This is a genomic window from Antarcticibacterium sp. 1MA-6-2 (assembly GCF_021535135.1).
Taxonomy (GTDB): Bacteria; Bacteroidota; Bacteroidia; order Flavobacteriales; family Flavobacteriaceae; genus Gillisia.
This window is the reverse complement of sequence record NZ_CP091036.1, coordinates 3,495,370-3,520,864: the sequence shown is the minus strand read 5'-3', so window position 1 is coordinate 3,520,864 and position 25,495 is coordinate 3,495,370. Positions and strand designations below refer to the sequence as shown.

23 protein-coding genes are annotated in these 25,495 nt (G+C 39.7%); 2 read left to right on the top strand and 21 right to left on the bottom strand.

Features of this window, described 5'->3' with window-relative positions; genetic code table 11:
- Positions 1–74 precede the first annotated feature (74 nt).
- The 3 genes from LZ575_RS17950 to LZ575_RS17940 all read right to left on the bottom strand — a co-directional run bounded on the left by LZ575_RS17950 (position 75) and on the right by LZ575_RS17940 (position 3,440).
- Positions 75–1,088 carry an FG-GAP-like repeat-containing protein gene (locus LZ575_RS17950; protein ID WP_235326207.1) on the bottom strand — a complete coding sequence of 338 codons (1,014 nt, stop codon included), beginning with the start codon at positions 1,086–1,088 and terminating at the stop codon, positions 75–77.
- Entirely contained in the window at positions 1,079–1,456 is a 378-nt protein-coding gene (locus LZ575_RS17945; RefSeq protein ID WP_235326205.1) for a VCBS repeat-containing protein, read from the bottom strand. The genes LZ575_RS17950 and LZ575_RS17945 overlap by 10 nt, the downstream gene beginning before the upstream one ends.
- Before the next feature lie 82 nt (positions 1,457–1,538).
- Entirely contained in the window at positions 1,539–3,440 is a 1,902-nt protein-coding gene (locus LZ575_RS17940; protein WP_235326203.1) for a CRTAC1 family protein, read from the bottom strand.
- 364 nt (positions 3,441–3,804) lie between these two features.
- On the opposite strand from LZ575_RS17940, the gene LZ575_RS17935 reads away from it, so the two are divergent.
- Complete coding sequence (locus tag LZ575_RS17935) at positions 3,805–6,009, top strand: CRTAC1 family protein (RefSeq protein ID WP_235326201.1); 2,205 nt, start codon at positions 3,805–3,807, stop codon at positions 6,007–6,009.
- A gap of 176 nt (positions 6,010–6,185) precedes the next feature.
- Here LZ575_RS17935 and LZ575_RS23960 read toward each other — a convergent pair whose 3' ends face one another.
- From LZ575_RS23960 to LZ575_RS17915, 5 genes are all read right to left on the bottom strand, one after another.
- On the bottom strand, positions 6,186–6,689 hold the full coding sequence (locus LZ575_RS23960) for an aldo/keto reductase (RefSeq protein ID WP_311195849.1): 504 nt from the start codon (positions 6,687–6,689) through the stop codon (positions 6,186–6,188).
- Positions 6,679–6,936, bottom strand: coding sequence for an aldo/keto reductase (locus tag LZ575_RS23955; protein WP_311195848.1), 258 nt, complete (start codon positions 6,934–6,936; stop codon positions 6,679–6,681). The genes LZ575_RS23960 and LZ575_RS23955 overlap by 11 nt, the downstream gene beginning before the upstream one ends.
- Positions 6,937–7,134: 198 nt before the next feature.
- Positions 7,135–8,832: a glycoside hydrolase family 43 protein gene (locus LZ575_RS17925; RefSeq protein WP_235326199.1), complete on the bottom strand. Its 1,698-nt coding sequence runs from the start codon at positions 8,830–8,832 to the stop codon at positions 7,135–7,137.
- Between the two features lie 84 nt (positions 8,833–8,916).
- Positions 8,917–9,633, bottom strand: a complete 717-nt coding sequence (locus LZ575_RS17920; protein WP_235326197.1) for an HAD-IIA family hydrolase — start codon at positions 9,631–9,633, stop codon at positions 8,917–8,919.
- Positions 9,634–9,798: 165 nt separating this feature from the next.
- Positions 9,799–10,911, bottom strand: coding sequence for an alpha/beta hydrolase-fold protein (locus LZ575_RS17915; protein WP_235326195.1), 1,113 nt, complete (start codon positions 10,909–10,911; stop codon positions 9,799–9,801).
- Positions 10,912–11,112: 201 nt separating this feature from the next.
- Here LZ575_RS17915 and LZ575_RS17910 point away from each other — a divergent pair, with 201 nt between their 5' ends.
- On the top strand, positions 11,113–11,292 hold the full coding sequence (locus tag LZ575_RS17910) for a hypothetical protein (protein ID WP_235326193.1): 180 nt from the start codon (positions 11,113–11,115) through the stop codon (positions 11,290–11,292).
- A gap of 127 nt (positions 11,293–11,419) precedes the next feature.
- On the opposite strand, the gene LZ575_RS17905 is transcribed toward LZ575_RS17910, so the two are convergent.
- The 13 genes from LZ575_RS17905 to LZ575_RS17845 form a co-directional block, all read right to left on the bottom strand.
- Positions 11,420–12,172 (bottom strand): GntR family transcriptional regulator, encoded by a 753-nt coding sequence (locus tag LZ575_RS17905; RefSeq protein WP_235326191.1) that lies wholly within the window; start codon positions 12,170–12,172, stop codon positions 11,420–11,422.
- Between the two features lie 62 nt (positions 12,173–12,234).
- Positions 12,235–13,845, bottom strand: a complete 1,611-nt coding sequence (locus tag LZ575_RS17900; RefSeq protein WP_235326189.1) for a sialate O-acetylesterase — start codon at positions 13,843–13,845, stop codon at positions 12,235–12,237.
- The gene (locus LZ575_RS17895) at positions 13,826–14,245 is read right to left on the bottom strand and encodes a hypothetical protein (RefSeq protein ID WP_235326187.1); all 420 of its coding nucleotides are present in this window, start codon (positions 14,243–14,245) and stop codon (positions 13,826–13,828) included. Before LZ575_RS17895 ends, LZ575_RS17900 begins: the two co-directional genes overlap by 20 nt.
- Positions 14,246–14,317: 72 nt before the next feature.
- Positions 14,318–16,069, bottom strand: a complete 1,752-nt coding sequence (locus LZ575_RS17890) for a class I mannose-6-phosphate isomerase (protein WP_235326185.1) — start codon at positions 16,067–16,069, stop codon at positions 14,318–14,320.
- Between the two features lie 203 nt (positions 16,070–16,272).
- Positions 16,273–17,229 (bottom strand): ROK family protein, encoded by a 957-nt coding sequence (locus LZ575_RS17885; RefSeq protein ID WP_235326183.1) that lies wholly within the window; start codon positions 17,227–17,229, stop codon positions 16,273–16,275.
- Positions 17,230–17,298: 69 nt separating this feature from the next.
- Positions 17,299–18,690 (bottom strand): sugar porter family MFS transporter, encoded by a 1,392-nt coding sequence (locus LZ575_RS17880; RefSeq protein WP_235326181.1) that lies wholly within the window; start codon positions 18,688–18,690, stop codon positions 17,299–17,301.
- Positions 18,691–18,703: 13 nt separating this feature from the next.
- Positions 18,704–19,876, bottom strand: coding sequence for a hypothetical protein (locus LZ575_RS17875; protein ID WP_235326179.1), 1,173 nt, complete (start codon positions 19,874–19,876; stop codon positions 18,704–18,706).
- A gap of 107 nt (positions 19,877–19,983) precedes the next feature.
- Positions 19,984–20,796 carry a hypothetical protein gene (locus LZ575_RS17870; protein WP_235326177.1) on the bottom strand — a complete coding sequence of 271 codons (813 nt, stop codon included), beginning with the start codon at positions 20,794–20,796 and terminating at the stop codon, positions 19,984–19,986.
- Positions 20,797–20,856: 60 nt separating this feature from the next.
- Positions 20,857–21,624 carry a RagB/SusD family nutrient uptake outer membrane protein gene (locus LZ575_RS17865; protein WP_235326174.1) on the bottom strand — a complete coding sequence of 256 codons (768 nt, stop codon included), beginning with the start codon at positions 21,622–21,624 and terminating at the stop codon, positions 20,857–20,859.
- A gap of 23 nt (positions 21,625–21,647) precedes the next feature.
- Positions 21,648–22,310 (bottom strand): RagB/SusD family nutrient uptake outer membrane protein, encoded by a 663-nt coding sequence (locus LZ575_RS17860; protein ID WP_235326172.1) that lies wholly within the window; start codon positions 22,308–22,310, stop codon positions 21,648–21,650.
- 27 nt (positions 22,311–22,337) lie between these two features.
- Entirely contained in the window at positions 22,338–23,873 is a 1,536-nt protein-coding gene (locus tag LZ575_RS17855; RefSeq protein ID WP_235326170.1) for a SusC/RagA family TonB-linked outer membrane protein, read from the bottom strand.
- Positions 23,842–24,312 carry a hypothetical protein gene (locus LZ575_RS17850; protein WP_235326168.1) on the bottom strand — a complete coding sequence of 157 codons (471 nt, stop codon included), beginning with the start codon at positions 24,310–24,312 and terminating at the stop codon, positions 23,842–23,844. The genes LZ575_RS17855 and LZ575_RS17850 overlap by 32 nt, the downstream gene beginning before the upstream one ends.
- 2 nt (positions 24,313–24,314) lie before the next feature.
- Positions 24,315–25,454, bottom strand: coding sequence for a SusC/RagA family TonB-linked outer membrane protein (locus LZ575_RS17845; RefSeq protein WP_235326166.1), 1,140 nt, complete (start codon positions 25,452–25,454; stop codon positions 24,315–24,317).
- Positions 25,455–25,495 lie beyond the last annotated feature (41 nt).

Genomic DNA, 25,495 nt, shown 5'->3' with positions numbered 1-25,495 from the left:
GGTTTCGATAAAATATTAATGAGGCCTTATAATCCCAAAAGGATTACCCTTAAATCCCTATTATTTTCCGTATCTTATTGAAGTTCTGATAAGTTGGAAGAGTTCACCCCGATGAATTGTAAGCGGTCATTGTTCTTCACGGGCACTATAATTTCCCGGCCATTGAAAGTCAGGGATAAAAGATCTTTTACATCTCCCGGCACGAAAAAACCACTTTGTGAAGCACCTGTCTCTTTAAAGCCACCCTTTCCATTTCCTTTCAAAAACATCCCATAGCCCGCATCATTACGTGTGGTCTCCACTTCTGACCAGAAGAGGTTTCCGGCAATTAATGCATCCAGATTTCCGTCCCCATTGTAATCATCAACGAGAATTTGATTTATGGAAGAGACCTGCGCAGCAGGAGGTAGTTCATGCCTAATAAATTTTCCGTTCCGGTTTTCCAGATAAACACTGGCGAAGGATTTCACCTGGTAATGAAGAGAGTTCTCAAGGCTTTTTTCAGTATAAACATCCTCCAGCGTGGCAGTTGAAAATGATTGATAATCGGGAAATTTGTTCTTTATCCCTGGCATTTGTTGCGAAGAACACTCTCTTCCCCGTAAAGGAAATTTTTCTCCCTCGTTATAATAACTTAGCACGATGTCCTGTTTATTATTCTCATCAAAATCATTGAAGTAGATATCAAAGGTTTCTTCTTCATTGGCCGTGTATTTGTAATTACGGCCCAAATTTCCCACGAGAAAATCCTGGTCCCCGTCACCATCGAAATCCCCTGTTTTAATACTCCACCACCAGCAGGTAGTATCGGCTAAGCCCAGGTCTTCTGTAATTTCTTTAAAACCTTTTTCTGAATTTTTAAAAACTCTTATGGGCATCCATTCTCCTACAACCACAATATCCTCCCATCCATCATTATCAATATCTACGATCTCGGCACTGGTGGCCATTCCCAGTGACTGAAATTCCGGGGCTATATTTTTGGTGATATCCCGGTACTTTGCTTTGCCATTTCCTCCTATGTTCTTCAGGATATAAGATTTTGCAGGTATAGGATAATTTCCGGGAACCAGGCGTCCTAATACCAATAGATCTTTTTTCCATCCTTATCAAAATCGGCCTCATAAACTCTGGAACCACTGGTGCGCATTTCCGGCAGTGCTGACTCATCTTTTTGAAAATTACCCTTAGTATCATTTAGGTACAACCTGTCTTGCAGATATTCAGAATCAGGAGCAAATTCGTTTCCTCCACTAACTACATAGATGTCATTGTGCCCATCCCCATTTGCATCAAAAATTAAGGCACCTAAGTCTTCAAACTTTTTGTCCTGTTGAAAGGCTGTGCTTTGCTGCTTTTCAAATCCTGTTGCAGTCTGGAAGTAAACATAAGCTTCATAGTTAGATGCTGCTCCTATAAAGAAATCATCCTTACCATCTCCATTTAAATCACCCACTGCAGCACCGGGACCAAATGTAGAGGTACGATGAGGCAGAAGAATTTCTTCTTTAAAATCGTCGTATTCATTTTCTATATGCTTAGTGACGCGGGAAAGAAATAGTATCGTTTATAGCTGTAAACAAGGGTTCAGGTTTAGAAAGCACCTCCTCCATTATTTCAGCTGCGTTTGTATAACTAAAAGTTAATCTTTGATTGGCTTTAACGTCATTTAAAATTTCAGCTTTACCATCTGGCCATACTATTCTAATTTCGTCAATAAGCTCATTTTGTGCCAAACCAAAGTGCAGTTGAGGAGCAACAGATGACTGAAATCCTCGTGTAAGGGTAAGTTCCTGCATTTGTTCCATTTCATTTGTCTTTACATAAGCTCTTGTTCCCAAACCAAAAACATTCTGCTCATTACCTTCAAATTCTATCTGCACGAAATTATTTTTTTCTGAACTGGTATTTTCAAAAAGTGAGGCCCTGTCATCAATGTTATTAGTGACAATTTCCAAATCGCCGTCATTATCCAGATCTGCATAAACTACCCCATTAGACCAGCCTTCATATTCTATTCCCCATTTTTTATTTGCTATTTCAAAGGATAAATCTCCGTTATTCCTGAACATGAAATTATCAATTTTTTCAGAAGGAATGTTAAGACTTTTTTCCAGTTGGTTTTCTTCTACCATCCTGGTATCCTTTAGATTATTGAAGTAATCGTTATTATTAATCTCTCTTCTGGTACCATTGGTTACAAATAGATCTTTAAGACCATCATTGTCAAAATCTGCAAACAAAGGCCCCCAACTCCAATCTGTAGAAGAAGCTCCCATTATACGGGAAAAATCAGCAAAAAAAGGATTTTCATCCTCAAAAACACCTGTGTTGGTTTGAAGTACATTTTGCATATACTGGTAATGAAAGTAAGCATCAACTGTGCTCCAGAACAATTCCGGGTTCATACTTGCCATGTTGGCTTTTTTCCTTCTGTTCTTCTTGGCAGACATATCTACCTGGTAAATATCCAGATTCCCATCATTGTTATAATCAGCGATATCCACACCCATACCAAAAAATGCGGTATGTGAGGTTGCTTCCTTTACAACCTCCCGAAAAGAACCATCTCCATTGTTCATATACAAGAAATCAGGAGAGCTAAAGTCGTTCGAAATATAAATATCAGGCCAGGTGTCGTTATTTAGATCGGCAACGGTTGCAGATAGGGAAAGCCCAAAGCTTCGTACTCCCGCTTCGTTAGTAACATCTGTAAACTTCCCTCTATCGTTTCGCAATAAATGATCAGATTCCAGATCACTTACATTTTTCATTTTAAATTCGTAGATAAAATTGGGTGAATCAAATCTTGTAGGAGGATAATTGGCAATGTACACATCAAGATCTCCATCTTTATCATAATCAAAAAAGGTAGCCTGCACGCTATTACCTGGATCATCCAATCCATATTCTTTAGCCCTTTCCTCAAAAGTACCATCTCCGTTATTAATGAAAAGCTGGTTATTCTTTGGCCCGAACTTTCCTCCTACAGAAAGATATATATCAAGGAAACCATCTCCATTTACATCGGCCGTCGTTACCCCGGTATACCATCTATCGTCTCCGGAAACTCCCGCAGCCTCAGTTACATCTTCAAAAACAAGATTTCCCTTGTTGAGATAAAGCTTATTTGGCACCTGATTTCCTGTAAAATACAGATCCTGTAAACCATCATTATTAAAATCACCAGCAGCGACACCTCCTCCCATATAGATATAGGAATAGGTGAAATAATTAAGCGAATCATTTTCGGTTAAATTATTACTGAAATCGATTGCGGAACTTGTCGAAAAAATAGGTCTAAAGATGGTGGTTTCTGAAGATTGAGCTAGCTCACCAGTCTCCTCTTTCTTACACCCGCCTAACACCACGAAAATGGTAATTGTTATTATCTTAAAAAAGATCCTCATATATAGTTTTATGGTTGAAATATCGTTCATACTAAGGGAGATAAAGTAAATTTTTCCTAAGTTTATGGAGCTAAATTATAAATTTATTCAGTGGGTATTACGGTAAGCAGCAACTTTTTAGTAAAGGATCGAAGGTCATTATATGGCTAATAGAGGCTAATTTTATAATTGGTTATTTGAAAAACCATTTTTTACAACTCCCTCTTTTGGCTATATTTCCAAACTCCGCGGCTAAATCCTATCCTATTAATCGGAACCTTTCTTACTTTTCTTAATATCCTGAAAGCTTGAGGATAAATTTATAAAGAATCCTTTTCTCATATATCTTTGTTGCGCCCGGTGATTTCAAATTTATTTTTTTATTGAAAGACCAGAGAAGATTAAATTACATAATATGAAATACGTAACAGGGATTTTATGTTTTTTATTTTTAAGCCTTGTCTCCTGTGACGACGAGCCCACAATGCCTGAAATAATTAGAAAAACCACTGAGGAACAATTTGATATTCCTGAAAATATTTATGCATCTACCCTGCGAATTGCCTATTTTGATAGTTTATCTAAAGTAGCTCCTTCCAATGAGAAAGAACGCTTCAATCTCAAAAAAGCAGATGCACTACTTTACGCGGGCAAAACTAAAGAAGCTATTGTTATACTCGAAAGACTGTGGGAAGAAAGTAACAACGGCAGATTACGTTATAAGCTGGAATCCTTTGAGGAAGAAAAGATTGGACCCTTACTGGCACTTGCCTATATGCGTTTGGGAGAGCAACAAAACTGTATACATCACCACAATGCTTCCGCCTCCTGTATTATACCTATAGATTCCGAAGGCTTTCACCAGGCTCCGGAAGGTTCAGGAAAAGCAATAAAGCTATTTGAGCAATTCTTAAAACAGGATCTACACGATGATAACAGTCGCTGGCTTTTAAATATCGCTTATATGACTTTAGGGGAGTATCCCGAAGGTGTCCCGGAAAACTATCTAATTCCCGAAAGTGTTTTTGAATCGGAATACCCGTTAAAGAAGTTTAAAGATATTGCTCCCAAATTAGGATTAAATGTAAATGATCTTTCGGGAGGGAGTATAGTTGAAGATTTTAATAATGACAATCTTTTAGACGTGCTGGTATCCAGTTGGTTTCTATCTGGAGAACTCAGATTTTTTATTAATGATGGACAGGGAGGTTTTATAGAAAAAACAGGATCAGCAGGCCTGGAAGAAGTTGCAGGTGGTTTAAATATGGTGCAGGCAGACTATAATAATGATGGATTTCTGGATGTTTTTATCTTACGGGGTGCATGGATGGGAACTCTTGGAAAACATCCTAATTCCCTGCTAAAAAATAATGGAGACAACACTTTTACCGATGTTACTATAGAAGCAGGATTGCTGTCTTTTCACCCAACTCAAACCGCAACCTGGGCAGACTTTGACAATGATGGATGGGTTGATTTATTTATAGGAAATGAATCTGAAGAAGGAAATATTCACCCTTCTGAATTTTATAGGAATAACGGAAATGGCACGTTTTCTAACTTAACTGCCCAGGCAAAGCTCACTGTGAGTAATGAAAATGAATTTTTCTATGTTAAGGGAGTAACCAGTGGAGACTATAACAATGACGGATGGATGGATATTTATGTCTCTACACTTCACCCCACGAGCAAAAATTTACTTTTTATAAATAAAGGCATTTATGAAACCGGAAAATTAAGCTTCGAAGAAGCAGGTGCTGTTTTTGGTTTAGGTGAAAAAATCTCAAGTTTCCCCACCTGGTCTTTTGACTATAATAATGATGGATGGACGGATATTTTTGTGGTAAGCTATAAAAGAAGTAACATTTACACCATAGTTCCCGATATTGTGAAAGAATACTTAGGACAACCGAATAAGGCAGAGACTATGCGTCTTTATCAAAATAATAAAGGCACTTTTAAAGATGTTTCTGCTGAAGTTGGATTGAATAAAATAGGCTACGCCATGGGAGCTAATTATGGGGATCTGGACAATGATGGGTATCCCGATATTTACCTGAGTACAGGAGAGGTAAGTTTTGAATCCATAATTCCCAACAGGGTATTTCGAAACGATTCGGGAGATAAGTTTCAGGATGTGACCACCGCGGGAGGGTTTGGACATATACAAAAAGGACATGCGGTATCATTTTCTGATATTGATAATGATGGAGACCAGGATATCCATGTAGTTATGGGAGGAGCTTATGAAGGCGATATCTTTTTCAATTCTCTTTACCTTAATCCTTATCAGGATGAGAATAACTGGATAAGCTTAAAACTGGTGGGAACACAGGCAAATAGGGCTGCTATAGGAAGTAAGATCGAAGTGACCGTTATGGAGGAAGGATTAAAACGTTCTATCTTTCATACCATTAGTTCAGGCGGAAGTTTTGGATCTTCCACCCTAAGGGCCCAAATAGGATTAGGTAAGGCATCAAAAATTAGTGAGATAAAAATCTTGTGGGCCGGAAGCAATAACCTACAAGTATTTACAAACCTGGAGTTAAACACCTTCTATAAAATAAAAGAAGGTAAAGCTGAAGCAGAAGAACTTGAGCTGCAACCCATTCTTCTGTAAATATAGACATCCGTTAAGCTTCAGGAATAGTAAGTATTGATTCCTGTCCCAAATGAACCTTTTTAAATTACCAGGCACAGAACTTCAGAAGGAATCTGTTTCTTTAAAATTTATAGGAGGCCGGAAAAAGAGAATCAGTGTCTACTAAAGAGTATTACATTTTCTGCTTGGGTAAATTATTTACTTCCAAAATGTCGCATAAAATCATCGGGATTTGCTCCTGTTCGGTATTCCCTGTCCAGAGCATCTATTTGCTGAATATCTTCTTTGGAAATTTTAAAATTAAAAACATCTGCATTTTCAAAGATCCTGTCCCGGTGTACGCTTTTTGGAATGGTAACCACTCCTTTTTGAAGATTCCACCGTATGACTACTTGCGCAATGGACTTATTATATTTCTCTGCCAGTTCTTTAAGAAGATCCAAATTAAAAACCTCTCCTCTCATTAAAGGTGACCAGGACTCATATTGTATATTCCTTTTTTTACAGTAATCCAGTAACGACTGCTGCACAAGCCTGGGATGAAATTCGTTTTGCAGGACCATGGGTGTTATTTCGGAATTATTTATAACATCTTCTAAATGATGTTCAAGAAAATTGGAAACTCCTATGGCTCTAATCCTTCCCTGTGAGTAGAGTTCTTCAAGAGCCTTCCAGGTTTCGAGATATTTACCAGGCACATAGCCAGTGTATCAGGTATAGATCCAAATAATCCATTTTAAGCTCAGCCAGAGATTTATCAAATGCTTTAAGAGTGGAATCAAACCCCTGATCATCGTTCCAAACCTTTGTAGTGACAAAAACCTCTTCCCTTGGTATACCTGAAGTTTTAACAGCTTCCCCAACACCATTTTCATTTCCATAAAAACTGGCCGTATCTATATGCCTATAGCCTGCATCCAGAGCATGTTGCACCGCATCGATCACCTCCCGGCCTTCTCTCGCTTTATAAACTCCCAGCCCAAGAACCTAAGCATATTTACACCATTACTTAGGCTGGTAGTCCCCGAAATATCTTTAATGTCCATATGATCTACTTTAATTTCAAAAATTCTAAGAACTTAGAAAATAGAATTTTTCCTTTATATCCTTATTCTGGGTTTCTAAAAACAGGAAAGCTGAATATTAATTGCCCTGTTCTTTTTGATATACTTCATCATCTCCCAAATAACTAAACCAGTCAAAAGCTGCTTTATTTTTTGATTCTTCTTCATTGGAAGTAGTATACATCCCTAAATTATTTCCTACAAAGCCACCTGCAACTTTTGTACTTAAATATTTGCCATCGAGTTCTCCTCCCAGGTTCTTCCATTCTGATCCTGTTTTATAGAAAAATCTATAAACATCTTCATCAAATTCCACTTTAAATTCTATTGCTTCACCCGAAGCTGGAAGCTTTTGACTTGCCAGCAACTCCTCACCATTTTCAGCACCTTTGAAAAGCTGAACAACAGGAGAATTTCCCTCATAGGATTTTGCTATAAAATAAAAATGGGCTTCATTTTGAAAAGCTATTAATCCTGCTTTTTCATTTTCCTTTTTAGTATCAAAATTCAGTGAAACAGCTGCTTCACCTTTTAAATGTTGCTGCCTGTGGGATAAGAAACTGGGATTGGCAGTACCTGAAACTGTCTCGGCTCTTGTTTTCATCACGAGATATCCCTCCCTGTCCTTTAAGCTATACCAATCTTCTTTTGGATTACGCAGGAACAGCCAGTGAAGATCAAGCTTCTTATTTTCAAAATCCTTTTTAAATTGAAAATTTCCATTGAGCGGAAAAAGATCCTTATTAATTTTAGTTCCTTCCGGGAGTGGGTATTCATATTGGATTTCCTCTCCTCCCAAATCAAAAATTGGCCAGTCATTTTCCCATTTCACCGGAGTTAAAAAGGTTTCCCTGCAGGTATTATAAAAATCTCCTTCGTAAGGGCGTACAGCAAGAAAAACACCATACCAATCTCCATTTGGATGCTGAATAATATCTGCATGCCCCGCAGAGGTGACAGGATCTTCCCTATCTGGATCCAGATGCCTTTGTGTCAAAATAGGATTTTCTTTAAATGGAATAAATTCATCATCTATATCACGGTTCCTGTAAATCATTTCTGAATGATTAATGGCAGTTCCACCCTCTGCAGTCATCAGGTAATAATATCCATTAAGCTTATAAATCCGTGGACCTTCTGCCCATACAGGTTTTGTAGAAATATCAACCCCACCGTTTACCAGGATACGATTCTCTCCCACAGTTTCAAGGTTTTGTTTATCAAATTCAAACATTCTTATCGTACGATGGCCGTCATATAAAGGTTTATTATCGGGAGCATCTCCGTTATAGACTATATAGGATTTTTCAACGTCAAAGAATAGTCCGGGGTCAATTCCCTGCACTTCCGGCAACCAAACGGGATCGCTCCACGGGCCTGCAGGATCTTTGGCTGTGACCACAAAATTACCTTTACCGTCTACAACTGTACAGGTAACATAGAAGGTTCCCTCATCAAAACTAATATCAGGAGCAAAAATAGCTCTTGATACTCCAAAACCTTCAAGATCAATTTGATCGGGCCTGTCAATGACATTGCCTATTTGTTTCCAGTTTACAAGATCTGTACTGTGAAAAACAGATATTCCGGGATAAAAAGCAAAAGTAGAATGAACCATATAAAAGTTACCCATGCCATCATCAGTAATCGCAGGATCTGGATACCAGCCCGCCAGGATGGGATTTTTAAAAGTTTCCTGCCCTGGGGATTGAAAAGCAAATCCCAAGATAAACAGCCCCAGGGCCAGTATTTTCTGTATTTTTAATTGTAGACCCATAATATAAGATTTTGAAATTTTTAATGAATTGCCAGCACTTCTTCCAGGTTAATATCTGAAACTGAATTTACAGTTACGTCGGGTTTAAAAGCATAGTTGTTTAAGTTCTCTCTTTGAGATACACTTAGTGAGAGTGAGGATCGTGGTATATCCTAACTGAATTCCTCCCAATATATCTGTATCCATAGTATCACCTATTATTATAGTTTCCCGGGCTTCCAATCCTAAATATTTTCTTGCCGACCTCATCATGACAGGACTGGGTTTTCCCACTGAAAATGCTATTTTGCCTGTTGCTTCCTCTATCATAGCCACAATAGCTTTAATACCTAAATTTGTCCAACCTGTTTTCTTAGGAGAAGGATCAAGATTGGTGGCAATAAAACGTGCCCCTCCAAGGATCATATCCACGGCATTATTTACCATTTCCAAAGTAAAATTGCGACCCTCCCCCACCACAACGAAGTCGGGGTTCTGATTCACGAGTTGATATCCCTGTTGGGTAAGGCTGGTAATAAGCCCTCCTTCTCCCAATACATAGGCACTACCCTTTGGCTGCATGAATGAAAGAAAGGAAGCCGTCGCCATTGCACTGGTATAAACATTTTCTTCTTTAATCTTAATTCCCATTCGGGCGACTTTATTCACGGTATCAAGAGGTGTTCTTTGGCTATTATTAGTCATGAAAAGAAACGGGATTCTTCTCTTTTGAAGTTCAGCTATAAAAGAATCAGCTCCCGGAATGAGGGTATCATTTCCATAAATAACTCCATCCATATCTATTAAAAATCCTTTTTTCATTCTCTTTCTGAATTTTCAGTTCTTTATAAAGCGAGTAACTATGATATAAAATCTGCTAAAATAATTTAACCACAACAACTTGTTGTCATTATTACTATAAGCCAAGATAGGAATATTTTTAACCTGTTTAAAGAGCATCTGAAAATTATCCAGAAAACTACACTATCATTTAAATAATAATTGAGCATATTGATGTAAAGACCTTCTCCAGGTCAACCATTCGTGAGAAGTATCAGGGGAAGAATAAAATGTGTAGTCAATCCCCTTATTTTCCAACATATCCCGGAAGGCATTAACAGTTTTAAAAAACACCTCAGCCTCTTTAGTTCCCAATCCCAGAAAAAGCACTTTTAGTTTCGATTCTACTTCTTTTGCATCGCTGAAGGCTCCATTTAAAAAAGTCTCTGCATCCAGCTCTTTATCTCCGGGAAAATTAGCAGTACCGCTAAATCCACCATAGTAGGAAAAGTAATCCAGGTTGTTCATAATAATAGCCATTGTTTGGCTGGCTCCCATGGATAGTCCCGCAATGGCCCTATTCTCCCTGTTTGGAATAGTTCGGAATTTCTTGTCAATATGGGGAATGACTTCTTCTATTAAAACTTTTTCAAAAGATGAAGGAGGACGATTTCCCCCTGCTTCCTTAAGGTCCTCCGGACTGTAGGCATACCCATTGTCCATTACAATGATCATAGGTTTCGCCTTACCTGAAGCAATAAGGTTGTCCAGAATTAAATTGGTGTGTCCCTGGGAAGCCGATCCTGTTTCATCCTCATAACTTCCGTGCTGAAGGTAAAGAACGGGATATCTCTTTTCAGTATCTTCGAAATAACCAGGTGGAGTGTAAACAAAATTGCGTCTCCATTGTTTTGTTATTTCTGAAAAATATAGATTTTCAGAGACTGTTCCGTGAGGGACATCTTTTAGAGCGTAAAATTCTTTATCGCTGGCAGGAATCTCTATTCCGCTACCCCAACGGTAAGCACCATAGAAATATTTAGAACCCGGATCTGGGACTGAAGCACCATCTATATTAAGTTGATAATAATGAAATCCTTCGTCCTGAGGAGCAGATTCCCCTTCCCATATCCCTTTTTCATTCTTCTCAAGATCGTATTTTACGCCGCCAATATCCAGCTGTACTTTGTTAGCTTCAGGTGCTTCAATTTGGACCCTTAGCCTCCCTTCAGAATTCACCTTGGGAAATTCCTTACCTGGTTGATTCAGCGGGGAAGATTGAAAATCTTCTACGATCTTTTCCTGTTCCGTTTGCGACATACCAATCGAGACGCAAAAAATAAATAAGATTTGTAATAATCGATACTTCACAATTTTGTTTTATTTGATCCCTATTTCCTCTCCAGCTTTAAATCCCGTCTATAACCACATAACCATAAAAGTAAAATGTAATAATAACACTTAAAAATAGTAAAAAAACACTGAGGTTTATCCTTTTTCTCATAATTGTGCAATTATTTTTTGATTATAAGAGAGGATCTGGTAAATAGTCACATATACAGTACAAAAATATCTGCATTAGTAAGATCCGCTTTTCCCGAATTACTGGAATGGCCATTCCACTGGCAGCAAACAGAATACGTTTTGGGTGGTGGAACTACCGATTATTTGTTCCTGATCCTGGCTGCAGATAATCTTTAAGTAAGAGTAATACCGGGGCACTTTTGAAGATTAGATTTTGGTGAACTAATAATATGCAGGATCCCTAAAGAACATTCTTAAAAGGGAATTTTCCACACGGAAAACACAGGTATAATAATCTTCCTGCTTACCTCCTGATATCTATTTCATAAGTAAAACTATCAGCACGGTAATATCCTATGTTGTATTCAATAGGTCGGTCCCCGGGATCGCAAACCAGCCGTTTCCTTAATAACAGTGGACTACCTACCTCTACCTTCAGGAATTTGGCCTGGTCCTTATTGGCTGTAATAGCGTTAATACGTTCTTTGGAAACCGTTGGAACCGTAGCATAATCATATTCAAGGATATCGTACAGGTGTCTGGAGAAATCCTCTTTTCCGGTAAGTCCAATGCGGGGATGGAAAAATGATATAAATCTTACAAAAGGTCCGTTTTCAAGCCCTCTAAGTCGTTCTAACTTCAGTACCTCCTTATTTTCTTCAATCTGTAAATTATCAGCGACCGATTTAGAAGCCTTTGTCCAGGAAACATCTATGCCGTAATTTATAAACTGCACACCTTTACTATGCATTTCTTCACTAAAGCTCGCCCAGTTATTAAGCTTGGTACCCAATGTTTCCCTGACTGCACGAGTTCCCACTCCCTTTTTCCTCAATAGAAGATTTTCGTGTTCTAGTCTATTGGTTGCCTGGCGAACTGTGTTGCGAGAAATCCCCAGCATTTTTGCCAGGTCTACCTCCTTGGGCAGCAACTTCCCCTCCTGGTATTCCGGCTCCTGAATTATCTTCCGTAGCAACTGCTCTACCTGGTAGTGCAGGGGGAGACCGCTATTGTGGTCCAGTCTAAACTGAACCTCTTTCTGTTTTTTACTGGGCATTACAGGTGAATTCATTAGAGCTTACAAAATTAACAAAGGTATTACTATTTATCTTTTTTGAATTAGAACCTGGGACCATCCTGAAAAATCTCCCCTTCAGTTGATAATTTCCAGTTATCAGTCCGGAAAGGAACCAGCGGTAAACCTTCGGAATTATAAAGGTCCAGTTCCCCGGGATTATCACTCCAGGCATATCGTACAGCCACAGGGGATTTAACCTGGTGAGACCGAACCACAATGGTATCATTTACTAAACTTGCCTGTGCCCAATAAAATTTTTTATCGCTCCCCGCAATTTGAAAACCTCTTATATAGCCGTATTTATCTTTCGCAACTAGTCCTTTTCCCGTATTAATAAAACTAATTACTGCCTGATCTCCTTTTATTTCCATCCCATCAAATCTGGGACCTTCTGCAAGTATATCCTTGTCATATGCGAGTTTAAGGGCCAGTCTCCCCAGGCGCTTTCCTACATCTTCCTTGTTTTTAGGATGAATGTCATTTGCTTCACCTAAATCTATGGCTACGGCCATTCCGGTATTTTCTTCTTTGAGAGCCAACTCCTGAGCTTCCCGTAGCTCTGCCCACAATGATTCATTCGGTTCCTGGGTCTCCTCCCGGTAGTTAGCGAGTTGTACGAACAGGAACGGAAATGGGCCCTGGTCAAATTGCTTCCTCCAGTCCTTTATCAATGCCGGGAAAAGGCTTCGGTATTCATAGGCCCTTAGCTCGTTAGATTCACCCTGATACCAAATGACTCCCTTTATTCCCAATTCCAACAGAGGTGCTATTGTACCGTTAAAAAGAACAGCAGGAGAAGAAAAGGGAGAGACATTGGCCAGTTCAGGACTTGTAAATTCTGTTGCCTCCACGGCCTTACCTCTATAGTATTCCCAGGTTCCCCAGAGAATTTCATTTCCCCAAAAGGCGTTTGTTGTAAATCCTCCAATACCGCCTGCATCAAACACGCGAACTACTAAAAGATTCTTGTTTTTCTTAAGGTTTGATACGGCTACCTTATAATTTCTGTGATTATGCCGCCCAAAGGTCTCCCCCACCTTTATATTATTGACCCATGTTATATCATGATCATCAATTTGTGAAAGTTGAAGAGTTAAAGAATCCCCTGTGAAATTATCTGGCAGATCAAAAGATTTTCGAAACCACACCGCACCATCATAATCTTTAAGATCTTCAACATTCTCCCAGGTATTTCCCGCAACTTCTATAGGCTTCCAACCAGAAGCAGGTTGATTTGATCCCTTATACCATTGCTGTTGTAATCCCTCACCTTCATAATATTGATCCTCAGACCAATTTGCAGTACCTTCTTTAAATTGTTCTCTCAGCTCCTTAAAACTTTTTCTGTCTTTCGTTTGAAACTGCGGAAATTTAGACAGTGCTTCATTACTCATCCAGGTCTCTATAGTTGTAGCTCCTAAGTTTGCTGAAATTATTCCCAATGGCACACCTGTTTCTTTATAGATAGATTTTCCAAAATGATAAGCCACGGCAGAAAAGTTGGCTATATTTTCATCACTTAATGTTTGCCAACCCAAATTTCTACTTTCTTTTTGTGGTTGGTAATCTGTCTCAGGTAATATTTTTAACAGTCGAATTTCAGCCTCTTTGATCCAGCTGCTGTCCATTTCTTTAAAATTGGTGTTTTTCACTAAGCCATTCCATGTTAGATTGCCCGGAAGCGATCCATACATCTCCCACCAATACATCTTTAAGGTCCCTTCTATCAGTACCCGACACAACTGAAATGGTATAAGGCCCTTTTTCTTTCAGCGGAGGCAGCGCCACTTGCCACTGCCCCTGGGAATTTGTTTTAGCCGAAACATCATTGCCGTTCATGCTTACTCTTACCTTTCTTCCCGGTAAGGCAGAACCCCAAATATTTATAGGTTTGGTCCGTTGCAGCACCATGTGGTCCTGAAACAAATTTCCAAATTGCAGGTCTTGTTTTTCCTGGGCGTGGAGAGGTATCAAAACCAGCATAAAAAATAAAAAGCAAATTCCCCCCCGTAAGGAAGGAATTTGCTTTTGTAGGAACAGAAGTTGTTTCATATCAATATTTCCTAAAATTTTAAAATTAGCTTATCCGGTCAGGAATAGTTACATACTCTTTCAAAAAATTTTCTATTTTCTTACAAAAGCTTTAACAGTGGCGAGCTTTTTTCCTTCCGATTCTCCAAATGGCCTGATAGTATATTCAGTTACCGAGGCGGGAACTATAAAAGTTTCAGCATAATGTACCACAAAGGGTTCAAAAGCACCTGTGGGGCTTTCCACAATTGCTTCCTCTCCTTCCACAAGGTTCAGTATATTTACTCCATCTTCGTTTTTATGGGGTACTGTTCCCGTAAACCAGTGTCTCCTGGTTTCAATGAACACAGTAGGATAGAGCCCTGTTCTTTCTTCTACCCAACCATCTCCTTCATCTACTATTTCTATCTTGTTGATCAATTCTTTCTGGCTGAACTCCTCTCTTCGGGACCAGTCGATCACCTTTTCACCGTGTTCTATATTTATTGGCCTTGGAAGGTTGTCCAGCCCAAGTCTGCCCCAATCCCACAGTTTAAATGTAAATATATAAGGAGTAGCGCTAATTTCGAGGACAACGCTGTCCTTTCCTGAGCAATGCACCGTTCCGGATGGAATTAAGATGTGGTCGTGCTTTTTAATTTCGTATTTTCCTACATGCTTATCAGCATCAAAATCACCCCCCGTTTCCTGGGCTACTTTTAATTCTCTGATCATTTCATCGGGATCCACATCATTTTTAAGCCCCAGGTATACGACGGCGTCATTACCTGCCTCCATCATATAATAACTCTCGTCCTGGGTGTAACTCATCCCAAACTGCTCTTTAATATAATCCTTGTCGGGGTGTACCTGCAAACTTAAATTTCCACCCTTCATAGTGTCAAGAAAGTCAAATCTTATTGGAAATTCAGCTCCAAATTTATCATACACATGGTCTCCCAGCAATTGAGGAGCTTCCCTCAGCACCAGGTTTATTGCAGGAGTTTCAAAAGTTTGATCTCCAAATCCCAGGAGCAAACTGTTTTCTTCTGGCACGCAATCAAAACTCCATGCAAAATTTATCTCAGTCCGGTCCAGATCCATAACCTCCTTCATCCACTGTCCTCCCCAGGGTCCCGGATCAAAAAACGGAACTACCCGAAATGGCTGCTGAGTAGCTTTTTTCAAAGCAGCGTTAAGAACCGACTGCTCTATCATTTTAGGCTCCCCTTTTTTATTAGCATCTACAAAGAAATCGACCTTATCAAAAATCTTCATTTTATGACGGTCCATAACTCTCCAGTCTACAAAGAAGGATTGTTTATATCTACGGGCGATATCTACCGTCTCGTTGGACACTCCTAAATTACTTATCTCATCCTTTCTCATTCGTTGCTGAATTTCCCAACGTGCCATATCAATATACACGGTAACATCGGCCTCAACCAATAAACTTGCTCCAGGGCCATAAATAATTTTAAGAGAACCGCTGTCCTTCTCAATCTGCTCCTTCAGTTCTTTAAGTTTGGGCTGATCGAAAAAATCATTCATTTCCAGATTGGACATATATCCAAAAATCCGATCATCTGTAACGAAAGGAAAAACCATTTCTGCTATAAGCTTCTCCTCCTTAAATACTTTTTTGGTTTCATAAAGCTTATCAGGAGACATTTGCTTTAAGGCCAACAAAATTTCTGTATCATCCACTCCCTGGTAAGTATCTATGGCGAGTTTTACACCATTTGATCCGGAGATGGCACGGAGTTTCTCATTTAGATGTGTCAGTATATTTTCCCAACCTATTTTTAAATCATTATTGTTCTCACTAATCTTAATCTTCGGGGTCTTATTGTAATTAGATTTCATGCTATTTTTATTTTTCCAGGGCCTTTCCGGCTCAATTTTTTTTCTTTCCTGATTCCAGTTCTGGTATCTATTGAACTGTTTTTGAAGAATTCTTAAGTTGCTTCTTTATTCTTGGTAATTGGACTAACCCTGTAACAGGTTAGTCCCAGCTTGCAACTTTTTAGACGTCCTTTCATATTTTCTGCAGTTTAGTCTTTACCTATTCACTCAAAATCTCCATTTAAACTATATGTTTCCCGAGCAAGTAACACAACCCAAAGAAGTCCGGCATATTTAGATTGCTCTGCAGCCACAATCTCGACTCCTGCTTCTGAAAGCCAGGAACGTTCCCCCACTCTCTTCTCAAGAAATGGAATTATTTCTTCTTTACTCTGCATAACTCCACCTCCAAGGATCAGCTTTTCGGGATCAAATGCGTGTAAAAGGTTTATTATTGCTGCAGCCCAGGCCTCCAGGCTTTTTAACTTAAGTTTCTCTGCTACTTCATCTCCCTGGGAAGCTTTGGTAAAAACTTCTAAAAAGTTTAAAGTCTCTCCCTGTGCAAGGCTGCTGCTCTTATAGTTTGGTATCTTTTCTAAATTTCTCTTTAGTGCCCAGGTGGATCCGGCAGTCTCAACACAACCCTTATTCCCGCAGTTACAAAAATCTCCCTCAAAATCTATTGACATATGTCCTCCCAAATTTCCGGCGAGGTAATTTTTGCCTCTTAAAAGTTCAGCATTTATTAAAACTGCGGAACCCATTCCGGTTCCCAGGGTGACCATTACAAGATTATCACAATTTTTTCCCGAACCATGTTGCCATTCTCCAACCAGTGCTGCCCGGGCATCATTTTCAATAAGTAAGGGAACATCCCAGTGTTTTTTAGCCCAACCTGGGATATCTGTTATATGGGCCTGCGGGTATTTCACATATTTTGACAGGATTTGTCCTTTGTCAAAATCTATTATTCCCGGAAAAGCAATTCCGATTCCTTTTAAATTATAATCTGTACTAATTAGCTCATTTATATCAGGAACCAGAGCCTCCAGCCTGTTTTCCATCGTCATTTCCGCCCGGGAGTTGAGACTTTTAACCTGTATAATTTTACCGTTGCCATGGATAAGCGCAATCTTTATTTGGGTGCCGCCCATGTCCATTACTAAAAATACTTCTTTCAAACTTTTCTATTTTTTAAGCTTAGGTCCAGATCTAATTGTTGGAGGGAAATAAAAATTTTCCGATTCATCCTACTCTTTTGATTTTACGTCCATTTCAGATAACTTTTCTGGTGATCTCCAGCTTTTTTCGATTTCTTCCAGGCTTCTCTGTTTAGTTTCTGGGATAAATAACCAGGTAAAGATGAGCAGGAAGATGGAGTTGCCCATGAATATAAAGAAAGTTGTTGCTCCTCCCAGATTTTCTAAGGCCATAGGCGTTAACTGTGTTATCAAAATGACCCCCACCCACAGGATAAGCGTGCAAAATGACATGGCCACACCCCGGGTTTTGGTAGGAAATATTTCAGAAATAAGCACCCACGGGATCGGTCCTAAAGAAGAGGCAAAACTGGCAATAAACCCCAGGATAAACAATAACAGCCACGGCCCTCCAAACAATTCGAACTGAAAGCATAATGCTGTACCCAAAAGGCACAATATCATTCCCGTCACTCCTCCTAAAAGCAGTTTTCTCCTTCCTGCTTTGTCGATAAGCCAGATGGCAAGAAAGGTAAATATGGTATTAATAATTCCTATCAAGATCGTTTGAAAAAAGGCTGACTCTACGCCCATTCCTATGCTCTTAAATATTTCAGGGGCAAAATAAATAATGGCATTAATCCCTGTGATTTGTGAGAAAAGAGCAAGCACGACACCTACGATAAGTGCCATACGATATTTCTTTCCAAAAAGTTCTTTAAAAGTTCCCCTTTCCTCATTTAAGGTAGATTTAATTTCATTTTCAATTGCCATTGCCTCAGAACCATTAATTCTTGAAAGGATGTCCCGGGCTTTATCGTCATGTCCATTAGCCAAAAGCCAACGCGGACTTTCCGGTACTAAAAACAATAAAATAAAAAATATACCTGCAGGAATAATTTCAGAACCCAACATCCATCTCCATCCTAGATCTATATTCCATTGGGGATCACCTGATACAGAGATAAGATAATTGACAACATAAATAATATTGATTCCCAGGACTATTGCAAGCTGGTAAACACTCACCAGAGTCCCCCGTATCTTTGCAGGAGCAGATTCTGATATGTAAAGTGGAGACAACATTGAAGCGGCTCCCACTCCCACACCTCCAATAAACCTGGCGACAATGAATATACTTAAGTCATTAGCTAATGCAGACCATATTGCCGAAAGAGAAAACAATAAAGCAGTCACCAAAAGTATTTTTTTACGTCCCCATTTATCACTGGCATAGCCAGCTACAAGTGCACCTAAAACGCATCCCCAAATGGCACTACTTGCTGCCCAGCCCACCATAGCGGGACTTAAATTGAATTTTTCCTGCAGGAAACCTATTGCTCCTGCAATTACTGCGGTGTCATAACCAAAGAGAAGTCCTCCAAGGGCAGCAACAACAGTTAATTTAATAATATATTTCTTTGAGATTTGTGCAGTTGACATGGTTCGGCTTTTTCTACTTATTAAATTTAATTTTCACGAACCGGGGTCTGTAAAGATTAGGTTTGCTTTCAATTATTTCAAAGAATTTAAAACTGTTCACATTATAACTTACAAGTAATTCCCCCGGACCTGAAATTGCAGGATGAGCTTTTGCATTGTAAGTAAAAAGATCAGGATCATCAACCTCCTGTGAGGTATTCCAGATTTCTTGTTTTTCGCCAAAAGGACCAGCCGGAGTATCTCCTAATTGCATAAAAATGTTAGGATTGATTCCTCCTCCCTGATAAATAAGTGCATATTGACCATTTTCCAGCTTTGAGACACTTAACTCATTCGAAACCTGCTGTGCAATATTTTCCATTAGTCCGTGCTCTTTTGTCCAGATATCGGGAGCCTTAAATTCCCAGGTACTAAAATCTTCAATAGTCTCAGCTTTCGTTCTCGCTACCACTAACTCTTTATTTGGTCCTCTTACTCCATAGATATAAACATCATCACCCTCGGTATAAACACCTGCACCAAAAGAAATAGGAGGCCCCGAAAGCTCTTTGTAGGAATGAGGAATTGGAAGTTGACTTGTTGTTTCCAGAGGGATTTGATCCTTATTTTCAATTACTAGCAAATCATTTCCTACTTCTTCAAAAGGAAAAGCACTCCCGTCATGAGTATCCCTAATGCGGTAGGCAAAAATATAAAGCTTGTCATTTTTGGGATTAACAAAACCATCTCCCAGCCAGTAATATTCATCACCTTCAGTATTGGGAGTAAACATACTAACCTTTTGACCTGATTCATCTTCCGACAGAAAGAAGTCGGTATTTAGGAGATCCTGTCCTTTTTTAAACAATCCAACCGAATTATGTACCATGCGGTAACCTGGTACCAATTCCCCATTCTCTATTTCTCCAAACATAGTGTCACTGAACAGAAATAGAATACTATCTGATTCGGTTTTATTATCATCTCCGGAATATGGAATTGCAAATATTCCATCTCCTCCAAACCAACCGGAGTTGCGTTTAAACACTGCACTCCATTCGGGTGCAGGAGCTACAGTAAACTCCAATTCATTTTCGGTTTCTGTTGAAACATCTTCCTTTTTATCTTTATCGGAATTACAGGACCAAACCAGAAGCGAAAAGATTAAAAAGTACTTTAAGGAGTTGCTGTAGGAATTCTTAAGCATAATATTGAATTTAGGATTATCGGGCATTTAAACCTGCCATTCTTTACTGTTTAAACAGCAGGTCAGGATAGCTATTGACCTGCTGTCTTTACTTATTTACATATTTCTTAGTCTCTGGGTTCCGGTTCAAAAGTGTACAGGAAAGTTTCAATTCCAAGACCAAACACCGTAAGATCCACCTCCAGGGCTAATTGAAGTTGATCTACGCTAAGAGTCACTAATCTATAACGCTCCTCCTGAATAATATCGGGAGTAAAGACATTGTATTTTTCCATTACAAAAAACTCCCCATCCTCAGTGATATACCAGTTCGCATAAGGAGTGAGGCCGTCAAAACCACAATTTCCGGTTCCTGTAATAGCACCGTAGTCTATACTCATAGTTCCGTCCGCATTAAAAAGGAAGGAATTGTCTTTTTCGCAGTCATTGATCACCTCTGCATTATCCTCATTTACGTGTTTGATTGAAGTCCAAACCCATCTTTTTGTCACCAAATTATCCATTGGTGATAAGGTCACAACGGCTGTAAGATCACTCGTTTGCATTTTTCCTGAAGTTGTAACCGCAGTGAAAGTAAAACCAACAAGTTCATCAACATCTGTCACAGTAGGTTCGTAAGTGAATTGGTAGTCAAAACTGTTTCCGGTTGCCTGTACTTCCATTGATCCTCCACTCCCAAAAGACGCATCAGCTTCCAGGTTGAGAGTTTTATAAATCATGAGGCTTTCAAGATTTTCATTTGATTCAACGTGAACATCTACAGTTAGCGTTTGATCAGATTGTAGTACAGTTCTATATTGACCTTTTCCCGGACTTTTTTGAGCATCCAGTTGCACAATAAAATCTCCCTGGTCATAGAAATCTTCCGGTCCCTGTGCATCATCTGACTCACAACCTAGCACCAGTGGCAGGCATAACATAAGGCCAATACCAAATATTCTGAATTTTTTTATTGCTTCAATTTTAAATTATTTCCTCTATTAATAACCATCATTTTGTGGAAGGTTAGGATTTACATCACGCTCCCGCTGAGGGATTGGAAAAAGATAATGATGGCTGGATACTGATACTCCTTTAGCTTCCATAACCGCTTCTTCAAGACGTCCAAGACGTGTAAGGTCAAACCAACGTTGTCCTTCGGCCACAAACTCTCTTCCTCTTTCTTCAAGAATTAAATCAATAAAATCTTCCATATTAGTAGCTGAAATTTCTCCAAGTCCTGCCCGTTCCCGAACCATATTAAGGTAGTCATTTGCTACTCCAAAATTGCCCAATCTTGCTTGCGCTTCTGCATAAACCAATAACACATCGGCATATCTAATTACCGGGAAATCCTGGTTGGAATCACCACCATTAGGTTCTGCAGTCCTATCCCAGTATTTATCAATCCAAACCCGGTCTAAAATTACATTGCTACCGTCATTGGCCACGAACTGTGTAAGAAAGGTAGCTTCTTTGCGTTCATCAGTATCAGCAAAAGTCTCGTATAGATCATTGGTAGCATATTGCCAACCCTGAGCATTAGTGATTCCGGCTTCAGAACTCAGGCGGGAAGGTAACAGCCTCACATTGAACTGACCCACTTCCCAGAAGGATATAGCTCCACCTCCTGTACCAAATCCAACTGAAAAAATACTTTCCTTTCCTCCTCTGTTAGGAATTCTGAAATTATCTGAAAAATCTTCCCAAAGTCCATAAGGATGATTGTTTATAACATCTAAAGCAGCTTGTGAAGCCTGCTCGTACATTCCTATTCTAAGGTAAACTTTTGCTAAAAGAGCTGTTGCAGCCCCACAGTAGCTCTACCTCGTTGTATCTCCCCAACCATTGGAAGATTTTTAGCATCTGATAGATCCTGAACGATCTGGCTGTAGATCTCTTCCACAGTAGCGACTTCAGGATTTAGAGGTGAATCCTCTGATACCAGTAAGGGTACTTCCCCAAACATACGAACCAGATTAAAATACAGCAGGCCGCGAAGGAATTTAGCTTCATCTACAAGACGCTCCCGAAGATCCTCGTCCATTTCAATAAGCGGGATCCTTTCTATAGCAATATTTGCCAGATAAATAGTCTTATAATGCATTTGCCAAATTTCCAGAATAGCAGCATTTTCTGCATTGTGAGAGAAATTGGCCAACTGGTCAAACTGTGGAGTTCCCAATTGATTGCTTAACATTTCATCTGAAGCCAGGCCAAGTGTTACCCAAAAGGTGCTGTGATATACCCCGGCAGTATTGCCAGCGTTATATGAACCCAAATATCCATAGATGGAATTTACGGCAGCAATGGCATCTTGTTGGGTTGTATAGTAATTACTGGTAGCCACCTGATTTTGAGGATCCTCTTCCAGGAAATCACTACAGGAAGTGAACATCCCGAGCAGAAGAACACCAATAGTGACTTTTATAGAGTTTAATTGAAAATTTTTCATGTCTTCTTATTTAAATTTTTTATAGTCCTATGTTAATCCCAATCGTATAGGTTTTCGCCATTGGATAGGTTCCGCTATCGATTCCCACGAGGTTAGTAGAGCTAGATAAGCATTCCCTTCAGGATCATATCCGCTGTAATCTGTGATTGTAAAAAGATTGGTAGCACTACCGTATATACGTAGTCTTTCTATTCCCACTTTTGTTATTATTCCCTCAGGAAGTTCATATCCCAGGGTTATGTTCTTAAGCCTGATGTAAGAGGCATCCTCAACAAACCGGGACGAGAAGGCAGAGTTAAAAACATCATTTGCATTTGCCCGGGGATATAAGTTGCTGGGATTATCTGGTGTCCATCTGTTTAATCCTGCTTCAGCAAGTACGTTTTGTTGTCCATTCAAATTTTGTAAATTCAGGGTATTCATATTTACCATCTCATTACCTTCAGAACCCTGAAGAAACACGTTCAAACTGAAATTCTTATAGGAAAAATCATTGCTGAAGCCCCAGGTAAAATCAGCCTCGGCCGTTCCAAGGATAGTTCTGTCAAATTCATCTACAAATCCATCAGGCTCACCGTTGGGACCACTAAGGTCTCGATACATTCTATCTCCTGCCTGAGGAGTTTCCCCTCTTAGTCTGGGTCCTGAATTAGCCTCCTCCTGACTTTGGAAAATCCCGTCAAATACGTAACCTTCAAAAGTTCCAATAGGATAACCCTCTCTTAGGATACTTCCACCTGCTAAGAGATTAATGTCCTCATCCCTGGAAAGATTGGCAATTTCATTCCTGTTTACAGAAATATTTCCAGAAGAGTTCCAGGTGAATTCACCAGTGAAGACATCTGCAGCCAACTCCAGTCCAAAACCGCGGTTATTCACATTTCCAACATTAAGTAAGGTTGTTTGAAATCCAGTTGTAAACGGGATAGGTGTACCCAACAAAAGATCAGAAGTCTTTTTATCATAGAAATCGGCAGTTAATGTCAAACGTCCATTCCAGAAGCGGGCATCTACTCCAAAGTTAGCCTGGCGGGTAGTCTCCCATTTTAGGTCCTGATTAGGATAACTCGTTGGCTCCTGTCCGAAAAAAACTGTTGCATCTGGCCCATAATTAAAAACCCCTTCTCCAAATGGTGCAATAAGCGCCAGAGAATTGTATGGACCTATAGACTGGTTTCCTGTCACACCATAACTCACACGAAATTTAAGGTCATCAAAGAAATCATTGTCCTGCATGAAAGGTTCATTGATGATTCTCCAGGCGAAAGCTCCCGAAGGGAAAAATCCATATTTATTACCTTCAGCAAATTTCGAAGATCCGTCTATCCTTCCCGATAAAGTAAAGAGGTACTTATCCTTCAGGGCGTAATTTACTCTTCCCAGGTACGAAAGCATGGACCATTCTAATTCATTATTAGCCGGATTTTGAGGATTTTCTGCAGCACCTAAATTGTGATAACCCGTCCTGCCGTCAGGAAAACCAAAAGCCAGAGCAAAAAGAGATTCGTTCCTGAATTGTTGCATTGTAAAATCAAGCAAGTGCCGTAAGCCTGTCAGTGTCATTAAACGAGTGATTAAAAGTTAAGGTGTTTTCATTCAACCAGGTAAGGGCCTGCAGGTCACTTACTGAGGCTTCCCCACCACTGCTTTCTGCCTGCCTTAAAAAATTCGGTCCAAACGTACTTGCTTTTGTAGTTACCGCATCAATACCAAAACTTGTTCTGAAATTAAGGTTACTAATAAGCTCATATTCAGCAAATGCATTTCCTAAAAGTCTGGAGGTATTGGTAACGGCTATATACTCCAAAGCTTCGGCCACAGGGTTTTGAATACCCTCTTTTCTATCGTGCTCGTAAGTATAACCTCCCGGAATATTTGGATTATAAACCGGAAGTATAGGATTCATTTGAAGAGCATTGGCAATGACTCCCTGGTTTAAATTACCTGCCCCGGTCAAAACACCGTTAGAATTGATCCTGGCATAGGAAAGATTGCTCCCCACAGTTAACCTAAGTCATTGATATCTCTTTCCAAATTTGTTCGGAAGGAGTAACGTTCGAAATCTGAACCAATCACAATACCATCCTGTGTAAAATATCCTCCTGAAATGGAATAACTGGTTTTCTCATCCCCTCCCGAAAAAGAAAGCTGATAATCGGCTACAGGTGCCAAACGGAATAATTCTTCCTGCCAGTCGGTCCCCTCACCCAAAGTTGAAGGATTTACATAAACAGGGTTTCTTCCCACATTCATTTGAGCTTCATTTACAAGTTCTGCAAATTGAGAGGCATTTAAAAGATCTAATTTATTGCTCACCTGTTGTACCCCGTAATAAGCATTAAAATTAACGGTACCTGCTCCCGCTCTTCCTTTTTTGGTGGTAATTAAAATTACACCATTGGCTCCGCGGGAACCATAAATTGCTGTAGCAGAAGCATCTTTAAGAATCTCTATAGATTCTATATCATTGGGATTGATGGTGGCCAAAGGTCCAACCCTTGGTCCTCTTGCCCCCATAGAAACTTCGTTTCCATTGCTGTTAACCAACATCCCGTCGATCACATATAAAGGTTCACTACTTGCATTGACCGAGCTGGTACCACGAATCCTGATGTTGGTCTCCCCACCGGGAACACCTGTAGTTTGAGTGACCTCCACTCCCGCAGCTCTTCCCTGCAGTGCCTGTTCAAAAGTAGTAACAGCAACATTCTGCAGTTCTTCTGCACTCACCGAGGAAATTGCTCCAGTCAAATCAGATCTGCGCTGGCCTCCATAACCTATTAGCACCACTTCTGAAAGTTCATTTTCGCCCCCTTCCAGCTGAATATTAAATTCTCGCTGATCACCCACTCTCACTTCCTGAGTCTCAAATCCTAAATAGGAGAAAACCAGTACAGCATCCTCATTGGGAACGCTGAGTGTAAAGTTTCCATCGAAATCTGTAATGGTACCTTCCGTAGTGCCTTTAATAAGCACATTCACCCCCAGCAAAATCTCTCCATCGGTCGAGGTAACCGTTCCTGTTATAGGGATCCCCTGCTGAACTACCGGAATGGGAGCTGGAGAAAAAGCTGTGACATTAAAACCAAAGCAGAACAGGAAAACCGGTAACAGCCAGGCTTTTGGATAACGAAAAACTTTCATATTATGAATTTTAGTGGATTAAAAAACGATTTTAGATTTAT